At 61.7% G+C, this 9,328-nt stretch carries 9 protein-coding genes; 3 read left to right on the forward strand and 6 right to left on the reverse strand.

Going from position 1 to position 9,328, the window contains the following annotated elements; genetic code table 11:
- The 6 genes from hisA to AC3VI7_RS10995 form a co-directional block, all read right to left on the reverse strand.
- A partial coding sequence (gene hisA, locus AC3VI7_RS10970) for a 1-(5-phosphoribosyl)-5-[(5-phosphoribosylamino)methylideneamino]imidazole-4-carboxamide isomerase (protein WP_489671520.1) occupies window positions 1-737 on the reverse strand: 737 nt, incomplete at its 3' end.
- Between the two features lie 52 nt (window positions 738-789).
- Window positions 790-1,485: an imidazole glycerol phosphate synthase subunit HisH gene (hisH, locus tag AC3VI7_RS10975; protein ID WP_489669677.1), complete on the reverse strand. Its 696-nt coding sequence runs from the start codon at window positions 1,483-1,485 to the stop codon at window positions 790-792.
- Window position 1,486: 1 nt separating this feature from the next.
- Window positions 1,487-2,080 carry an imidazoleglycerol-phosphate dehydratase HisB gene (gene hisB, locus AC3VI7_RS10980; protein ID WP_489669676.1) on the reverse strand — a complete coding sequence of 198 codons (594 nt, stop codon included), beginning with the start codon at window positions 2,078-2,080 and terminating at the stop codon, window positions 1,487-1,489.
- Between the two features lie 46 nt (window positions 2,081-2,126).
- Complete coding sequence (locus AC3VI7_RS10985) at window positions 2,127-4,274, reverse strand: S8 family peptidase (RefSeq protein WP_489669675.1); 2,148 nt, start codon at window positions 4,272-4,274, stop codon at window positions 2,127-2,129.
- Window positions 4,275-4,330: 56 nt separating this feature from the next.
- A complete protein-coding gene (locus tag AC3VI7_RS10990) occupies window positions 4,331-4,960 on the reverse strand; it encodes a response regulator (protein WP_489669674.1) in 630 nt (209 codons plus the stop codon).
- Window positions 4,948-6,054: a GNAT family N-acetyltransferase gene (locus AC3VI7_RS10995; protein ID WP_489669673.1), complete on the reverse strand. Its 1,107-nt coding sequence runs from the start codon at window positions 6,052-6,054 to the stop codon at window positions 4,948-4,950. Before AC3VI7_RS10995 ends, AC3VI7_RS10990 begins: the two co-directional genes overlap by 13 nt.
- A gap of 168 nt (window positions 6,055-6,222) precedes the next feature.
- Here AC3VI7_RS10995 and AC3VI7_RS11000 point away from each other — a divergent pair, with 168 nt between their 5' ends.
- From AC3VI7_RS11000 to tgt, 3 genes are all read left to right on the forward strand, one after another.
- A complete protein-coding gene (locus tag AC3VI7_RS11000) occupies window positions 6,223-7,644 on the forward strand; it encodes an AAA family ATPase (RefSeq protein ID WP_489669672.1) in 1,422 nt (473 codons plus the stop codon).
- Window positions 7,644-8,252: a hypothetical protein gene (locus tag AC3VI7_RS11005; RefSeq protein ID WP_489671037.1), complete on the forward strand. Its 609-nt coding sequence runs from the start codon at window positions 7,644-7,646 to the stop codon at window positions 8,250-8,252. The genes AC3VI7_RS11000 and AC3VI7_RS11005 overlap by 1 nt, the downstream gene beginning before the upstream one ends.
- 3 nt (window positions 8,253-8,255) lie before the next feature.
- Window positions 8,256-9,328: tRNA guanosine(34) transglycosylase Tgt (gene tgt / locus AC3VI7_RS11010; protein WP_489671521.1), on the forward strand; the 1,073-nt coding region annotated here is incomplete at its 3' end.

Consider the following 9,328-nt stretch of genomic DNA (forward strand, 5'->3'; position numbering starts at 1 on the left):
CCGTTGAGCTCGTCGGCGCGCTTTTGGCCGGCGGCGAAGTCGAGGTCGCCGGTGTAGATGGCGCGGCCACAGATCACGCCTTCGACGCCTTCTTTCTCGACGGCGCACAAGGCTTCGATGTCGGCGAGGTTGGACAGGCCGCCGGAGGCGATCACGGGGATGCGCACGGCTTGGGCAAGCTTGACGGTGGCGTCCACGTTGATGCCGGTGAGCATGCCGTCGCGGCCGATATCGGTGTAGATGATGCTTTCGACGCCGTCATCTTCAAAAGCGCGGCCCATATCGACAACGTCATGGTCGGTGAGCTTGCTCCAGCCGTCGGTGGCGACCTTGCCGTCCTTGGCGTCCAAGCCCACGATGATGTGGCCAGGGAACGCGGCGCAAGCAGCACGCAAAAACGCCGGGTCTTTGACCGCAGCGGTGCCGATGATCACGTAATGCAGGCCCATGTTGAGGTAGCGCTCAATGGTGGCCAGATCACGGATACCGCCGCCCAGTTGCACGGGAATATCGCGGCCCACCTCGGCCAAAATACCTTTGATCGCGGGCTCGTTGACGGGCTTGCCGGCAAAAGCGCCGTTCAAGTCCACCAGATGCAAGCGGCGACCGCCCGCGTCCAGCCAGCGACGCGCCACCGCAACGGGGTCAGCGCCAAAGGTGGTGGAAACATTCATGTCGCCTTGCTTGAGACGCACACATTGGCCGTCTTTGAGGTCGATTGCCGGAATCAGGAGCATGGCAAAAAGCAGTTAAGAGTTAGAAACGGAAAAAACGAGCCTCAGGGCTCAATCAGGGCCGCCAAGCCAAGAAGTTGCGATACAGCATCAAGCCGTACTCGGCACTTTTCTCGGGGTGGAACTGAGTGGCAAACAGGTTGTCTCGCGCCACAGCTGAGCTGAATCGCAGCCCGTATTCGGTTTCACCGGCGCTGTGCGCGGGGTTTGTCGGGCAGGCGTGATAGCTGTGGACGAAGTAAAACCAAGCGTCGTCCGGCACCCCGGCCCAGACCGGATGCACTTGGCCGCCGTGATGGGCATGCGCCATCTGCCGCACTTGGTTCCAACCCATTTGCGGCACCTTGAAGCGACTGCCATCGGGCTGATGCTGGCCTTCCAGACGGAAGCGCCGCACTTGGCCGGGGATCAGGCCCAAGCCGGGGGTGTCTTGTTCTTCAGAGTGGTCGAGCAGCATTTGCATGCCCACGCACACGCCCATCAAGGGCTTGTTCACCGCCGCTTCGAGCACAGCCTCTTTGAGGCCGGAATCGCGCAACTCACGCATGCAGTCGCGCATGGCGCCCTGCCCTGGCAACACAACACGCTCGGCGGCGCGCACGTCTTCAGGACGCGAAGTCACCACCACCGTCAGGCCCGAGTCCTGCGCCACATGCATCACCGCTTGCGACACCGAGCGCAGATTGCCCATGCCGTAATCGACCACCGCCACGGTTCGTGGTGCCGTCGGTGCTGTCGTCCGTGCCGTCATCTCAAAGCACTCCCTTGGTCGAAGGAATCATGCCCATGGAGCGTGGATCGGGCGTCAGAGCCATGCGCAAGGCGCGCCCAAAGGCCTTGAAAATCGTTTCACACTGGTGATGCGCGTTGTGACCCTTGAGGTTATCGACGTGCAAGCTCACCAAAGCGTGATTCACAAAACCCTGGAAGAACTCAAACACCAACTGGGTATCAAGCGCGCCGAGCATGCCGGAGGTGAATTTCACATCCATCGCCAGACCGGGCCGCCCGGAAAGGTCGATCACCACCCGCGACAAGGCTTCGTCGAGCGGCACATAGCTGTGGCCGTAGCGCGAGATGCCCTTCTTGTCGCCCACCGCCTTGGCCACCGCCATGCCCAGCGTGATGCCGACGTCTTCAACCGTGTGATGCCCGTCGATGTGTAGATCGCCTGCGGCCTCGATATCCAGATCAATCAGGCCGTGGCGCGCGATCTGATCGAGCATGTGATCAAAAAAACCGATGCCGGTTTTCAAGTTGGCGTGACCTGTGCCGTCAAGGTTGACGCGCACGCGGATCTGGGTTTCCTTGGTGTAACGCTGAATCTCAGCTACACGGTCTTTCATGACGGACTCCGACAGGGGGACAGCCTTTAGAAAGGCAGAACAAGTTTCAGGGGCGCGATGTTACGCGGTCAGGGGCCAGCTGCGGCCGCTGACCGCGCCAAACCCTGCCCATGCGGACGACCCACCCCACCAACAACACCCCCAACAACAGGCCCAAGTCCAAGCCATCCAAGGCCATGCCGACAATCCGGCCGTGCTGCAAGGGGGTTGTCACCACCGCCAAGACGGCTTCACCGCTGCGCGTGGCGGTATGGTGAGCACCGTTCGAAGCCGTCACCGTGAGGCTGATCGTGAACGGCCCTGGAGACAAGATCCGCAGGGTCGGGGCCGACACAGTGGTGGGCGACAGCCATTGCACCGTGCCCTGCCCCGCCGTGATCTGCCACTGATAGGTCTGGATCGTTGTGCCAACGGGCGCGATGGAATAGGCCCCCTCCAACGCGATGTTCTGGCCGACCAGCAGGGTTGAAGGCAGCAAAGCGATGCGGGCCAGCGGTTGGTTGGAGAGCAACGTCAAGGCGTCCCGCACAGCGGCACCCGCGTCGAGCAAACCACCGCCACAGGTGTTGGCGGTGCAATAACACTCGCTTTGAGCGGTCGCAGTGGCGCTCGGTACCGCACAGGCCACGACACCCACATCGGCCCCACTCGACGGAAAAGCCCGCGCACTGCCGCGCAACACCTGTGCTACTTGCGTGGCATCCAACGCTGGGTTGACACCGAGCATCAACGCCACCGTGCCCGCCACTTGGGGGGCCGAGAAGCTGGTGCCCAAAGCGGGCATCAAATCCCCATCGCTGTAGCCGTTCGCCCCGGGCAGTTGCGCACCCCAATTGAGGGTCGAGACGATGGGGTAGAGGCAGGTGCCGGTGGCATTGACACAGTTGCCGCCCGGGGCACTGACCACCACTTCTGGCCCCAAGCTGGCATAGCCGGCCTTGGTGCCGGTATGGCGCACGGCTCCCACAGCGATCACCCCAGGGCAATTGGCCGGCACATTCACCACCGAGCTGTCATTGCCCGCCGAAGCGACCACCACCACGCCGATGGCCTGCAACTCGGCCACAGCCGCTTGATACAGCGGGCCGGTCGATTGGGGGTCCGTACAAGCACCCGGCGAGCCCAAGCTGAGATTGATGACCCGGGCCGGATGAAGGTTCTGCGCCACGCCGGGCACCGTCAAACCACCCGCCCAGCGCATGCCGGCCAAGATGTCGCTGTCCCAGCCGCCACATTTACCCAGCACCCGCACGGGCAGCACTTGGGTGGTGGCCGCCACGCTGGCGATGCCCACGTTGTTGTCGGTCGCGGCACCGACGATGCCGGTGGTTTGGGTGCCATGCCAACTGCTATCGCCCGCCGTACAGCCAAACAGCACGCCGGGCGACGCACTCTCCGCTGGGGTCACGCCATCCCCCGGGTCAGAAGGGTTGTCGTCCCAGCCATCGTTGTCGGCAGCGGTGATGAAGGTGCCCAAGGGTGCGCCTGCGCCGCTGTAGTCCTGATCCACAAAGTCGTAGCCAGCCAGCAGCTTGCCGCTGAAATCAGGATGATCAAGCCGCACCCCAGAGTCCAGCACGGCCACCACCACCGCTGGCCGGCTGGCCAACAGGGGCAAGGCTTGACGCCAAGCCGCTTCGACGTCGATCCCGGCGGGCTCGGCCACGGTGGGAGCGCGCAAATACCACTGCCCCACCGCCGGGGTCACCCCCGCAGGCTGTCCGGCCCCGTAGAGCGGATCGCTGGGGGCGACCGAGATAAAGCGCCGTTGATCGGGCACCGCCCAAGCCACCGCTGGATCAGCACGCAAGCGCTGCGCCAAGTCTTGGCTGCTCAAGCCTTGGGCAAAGATCAACTGGGTCTCGGCCCCAAGCGTGCGGCCATCGCTCAGCGCCAAGCCCAAACGCCCACCCAGCGCTTGGGCATGCTGCACCGTTTGCCGCCCCAAGGGGACGGCCAAAGCCAGCGGGCGGTTGTTTTGGGCCGGGCCGTGCAGCTTGACGATCACCCGAGCCCAGGGCTGATCAGCGGAACCACTGCGAACACGCTGGACACCCCGGGCCACCGGGCCACGCTCGGGGGCTTGAACGCCGGCAGCAACCGCTTGTTGCGCCCAAGGTGCCGAGGGGGCTAATAAACCCAGACCGATCACGCCAGCACAAAGCAAACGCTGGGCGGTGTGCAAGGATGTCATTGTTCTACCCATGTCTGGTGGCATACGGAGATTCGGTGATTCAGGGGTTCGGTGGTTCAGGGCGGATCAAGCAACCCATAACGGGCCGCAGCCAAGACGGCTTCGGTGCGTGATGACACGCTCAACTTGCGATAGATGCCCAACAAATGCGTTTTGATGGTCGATTCAGCCACCGCCATGCGCCGGGCCATTGCCTTGGTGGCCTCACCCGCCGCCAAACCATGCAGCACATCAATCTGCCGCTGGGACAACCCCAAGCCCAAACTTTCGGCCGAGCGCACGCCCCGCAGCAGCTGAACCGCCGCGCGTGGGATGTACACCCCACCCTCGATCACGGTGCGTAACCCCGTCTCGATCACGCCGGAGCGGGCTGTTTTGGGAATGAACCCCGAAGCGCCATGCTCAATCGACGTCAGCACGGTCTCGGGTTGATCGTCACCGGACAGCACGATCAACGTCACATGGGGTGCCGCCGCTTGGACGCGGTCGATGCTGTCCATGCCTTGGCTGTCGCTCAAACCCAGATCAAGCAACACCATCTCGACGGCCGGCGGGCGGCGCAATTGCTTGAGCGCAGCACTGAGGTTGGCGGCCTCGCGCAGCACCACGTGCGGAAAGCACTGCCGCATCATCAACGCCAACCCATCTCTAAAAAGCACATGGTCATCGACCATCAAAATTTCCATACGGGCATGCTAACGCCGATAAACGACCACGATAAAAATCGGCTGTTACGCACCACCAGCCGACAGGTGGGGCGGCGCTGGTCATACCAAGCCGGCGCGGTCGGTTGCTCGTCAAAAGGCATGGGGCGGCTGGGCACATGGGACTCGCGCCAACGCCCTCCAAAACTACGCCGCATCGCCTCAGCGCACAGCGCAGTGCCAGGGGCGTAGCGGGCATAGGCGGGATCAAAAGTCGAGTCGCGCTCATAAAGCACATCCCGATAGGAGAGTCGGACCAAACCGGCCATATCGGTTTTGGCGTGGACATCGCGGTACAGCCAAATCGAGGCCTTGTGCTGTGCGGCCAGCAAAGGCAGCGCTGCCCGGTAAAAAGCCACCCGCCGAGGGCTTCCGGCCAGCGATGCACCCACCTCGTGTTTGTGACTCCGCCGTTCAAGGGCCAAGAAGCGCTCGAAAGCAGCGCTGATCGCCGCCGGCGAATCGGCCACGTCAACACAGGCCTGCGGGCAGTCACGCGCCATGGCGCGCTGACGCCGCAAGAAGGCTTGGCGCACCCCACGGGGCCGCGCAGCCAAGTAGGTTTCCCACGAGCCCTTCAGCGGCAGATAGCCCGATTCCCCGTCGGGCATCACCTCACAACGGAAACCCCGCGCCACGTGGTGCAGGTTGGCCAGCAAGCCTTCGGATTCATCCAGGCCCCGCAAATCCAAGATGTGCCAACCATGGCGATCACGTCGCAGGGCCTCGAACACCGCCGGCCAAAGCCGTTCTGGGGCGATAAGGGCCAAAAGATCAGCACGCCCACCCTCCCAAGTCGCCATGTGGCGCAGCACCTGCATCGATACGCCACCATGCGAACGATGTGAGCACACCAGCGGCAATAAACCCACCAACCGACCGGCTTGACGGATCACGATCAGATAAGGCGCGTCACGCGATTGATGCAAATACTTCCACACCAAATGCAGGTAGTCCCATGTCGTAAAGAGACTGATCGGGACAGCCGCTGCGGCCGCCGCCTGCCACTCCACGCGCAAGGCCACCATACCCGCAGTGGTTTGGATGATGTGGGTCGAAAGATCGGTCGCCTTCATGCAAACCAGACTAAGGCAGACCCACCGCATGGTGGCTGAGGCAAAGATGAATCAGCACCGATACAACAGTTGCGCCGTTCATGCATCACGCCAAGCGAGGTTGTTGCAGCCTGAGACAATCCAGCCCATGCTGCAATTCGACCCCATCACCACCTTCGGAGACCCTTCATGCTGAGCCGGATTCAGATCAAGGGCTTTAAGAACTTGCGTGATGTTGATCTTCACTTCGGACCATTCACCTGTATCGCTGGGCGCAACGGGGTGGGTAAATCGAATCTATTTGACGCGATCACCTTCTTGAGCGATCTCGCCTCCATGCCACTCCTGCAAGCAGCGCTGAAGGTTCGTGGCACAGGTGATCGCATCGCCGGCATCGAGAACCTGTTCGCCACGTCGGATGCGACCCCCAAGCAGATGACGCTGATCGCCGAGATGATCGTGCCACGCGAAGTCACCGACGACTACGAACGCCAAGCGACTGCCAGCGCAACTTTCCTGCAGTACACCTTGGTGTTGGGCTTTGACCCCCAGCGTGAAGGCGACACCGACAAGGATCCGATCTATATCGACCGAGAAGAGCTGATCGCCAAGCGTTCCAGCGAGGCCGGCAAGCTGCTGCATTTTCAACCAGACAAGGCGTGGATCAAACGTCATGTGACTGGGCCTGGCAAACGCACCACGCCCTTCATCGAAACCGACAACAGCCACGCCATCAAGTTGTATGGTGACTTGGCCAAAGCCGGCCGACCCTCGACAGTACCTGCCCGCAAGTCGCCACAGACCGTGCTTTCAGGGATCAACTCGTCCTCACACCCAACAGCACTGGCCGCTCGCAGAGAGATGCAATCGTGGCGCTTGCTGCAACTGGAGCCAAGCGCCCTGCGGGCACCAGATGAGTACCGAGGCCATGCCCATCTCAGCGCCACCGGAGGCCACTTGCCCAACACACTGCTACGCGTTGGTAGTCAGGCCGAGGTTGCACAGCAACTCTCGGAACTGATCCCAGGGATCGTTTCGGTCGATGTCGATAGCGATGATGTTCGCCAGCAGCGCACCCTCAACGTCACGATGAAGAACCATGAGCGTTATGCCGCCAGTTCACTGTCGGACGGGACGCTGCGTTTCTTGGCGCTGGCGGTGCTGGCCTCTGATCCGCTCGCATCCGGCTTGGTTTGCTTGGAAGAGCCAGAAAATGGCATCCATCCTCAACGCATTCCAGAAATGCTGCGGTTGGTGCGCAGCTTGGCCGAAGAGATCGAATCAGACAGCGACACCGACAAAATGCCCGCCCCACTGCGACAAGTGGTTATCAACACCCACTCGCCACTGGTTGTGGCTGAGTTGCCGGACAGCGATCTGTTGATGGCCGAGACCCTGCGTGAACGTCGGGCCGAGTGGATTCACTTCAAACCACTGGGTAGCACTTGGCGCGCTTCAGGGTTGCCAACCACCGAACTGATCAGCAAAGGCGAGTTGCAGGGGTATCTCGGCGGTACCGTGCCCCACGCAGCACCAAGCAGCAAGCGGCGGGTTCAGGATCACCTTACACCCGACCTGTTCCACCATCTACCGACGAGTCGGAGCACTTGATGTCGATCTTGACGTGTACGTTGGTGGCCGATGGAAGTTCAGACCGGGTACTGGTGCCGCTGCTGGACATGCTGCTTGATGAACATTGCCCCGGACCGTATCGTTCGCCACAATTTGCAGAGCTACCAGCCGGCATGCCTTTGCTCCAGCGGATCAAACAAGCGATCGACCTGTACCCGTGTGACTTGCTATTTGTGCATCGTGACGCCGAGAAAGAACTCCCGGCGGCTCGGATTGAAGAGATCCAGCAGGCGCTCGCCAGCCTGGACTCGGCCCCTGCGTCGATATCGATCATCCCGGTTCGCATGACCGAAGCGTGGCTGCTGGTGGACGAACCGGCGATCCGCAAGGCCGCAGGCAACCCGGCCAGCAAGGTGGCGCTCAACCTGCCTCGCCTTGATCGGATCGAGTCGCTGCCGGACCCCAAGGATGTTCTGTTCGAGGCTTTGCGCACCGCCAGCGAGTTGCCTCAGGGTCGGCTGCGCAAGTTCAACCCCGAAGCAAAGCGACATCACGTCACCAATCAGATCGACAACCTCGACTGCCTACGCCGCTTGCCCTCTTTTCAGCACCTGGAACACCAGATCCAGATGCACTTCACGACCTGACCCATGCTGCAATTCGACCTCCTCGCTACTGAAGGCCACGCTCGGCGCGGCCGCTTGACTCTTAACCATGGTGTCATCGAGACACCCATCTTCATGCCCGTGGGCACCTACGGCACTGTCAAAGGGGTGATGCCGCGCTCGCTTGAAGAGATGGGCGCACAGATCATTCTGGGCAACACCTTTCACCTCTGGATGCGTCCGGGCCTGGACGTGATGGCAAAGTTTGGCGGCCTGCACAAGTTTGAGAACTGGTCCAAACCGATCCTGACCGATTCGGGCGGTTTTCAAGTCTGGAGCTTGGGCGAGATGCGCAAGATCAGCGAAGAAGGCGTCAAGTTCGCTTCACCCGTCAACGGCGACAAGCTTTTCCTCACGCCCGAAGTCAGCGTGCAGATCCAGACGGTGCTGAACAGCGACATCGTGATGCAGTTCGACGAATGCACGCCTTACTGGCAAGGCGTCAAAGGCAGCGGCCATATCACCAGCGAGAAGGAAGCGCGGGTGTCGATGGAGCTGAGCTTGCGCTGGGCCAAGCGCTCCAAGACCGAGTTCGAGCGGCTTCAAAACCCGAACGCCCTTTTTGGCATCGTCCAAGGGGGCATGTTTGAGAGCTTGCGCGAAGAGTCGCTCAACGCCTTGGTGGACTTGGATTTGCCGGGGTACGCTGTGGGTGGGGTCTCGGTGGGTGAGCCCAAAGACGAGATGCTGCGCATCATGAACCACACGCCCCACCTGTTGCCGGCCCACAAGCCGCGCTACTTGATGGGTGTGGGCACACCGGAAGATCTGGTCGATGGCGTGGCCGCTGGCGTGGACATGTTCGATTGCGTCATGCCGACGCGCAACGCCCGCAACGGCCATTTGTTCACCCGTTTTGGCGATCTGAAGCTGCGCAACGCCCGCCACAAAACCGACGAGCGCCCACTCGACGAAACCTGCACCTGCCACACCTGCCAGAACTTCTCACGCGCTTATCTGCACCATTTGGACCGCTGCGGCGAAATGCTGGGGCCGATGCTCACCAGCATTCACAACTTGCACTACTACCTGAACTTGATGCAAGAAGTCCGCAACGC

The sequence above is a fragment of the Leptothrix toolikensis (SeqCode) genome, assembly GCF_057922285.1.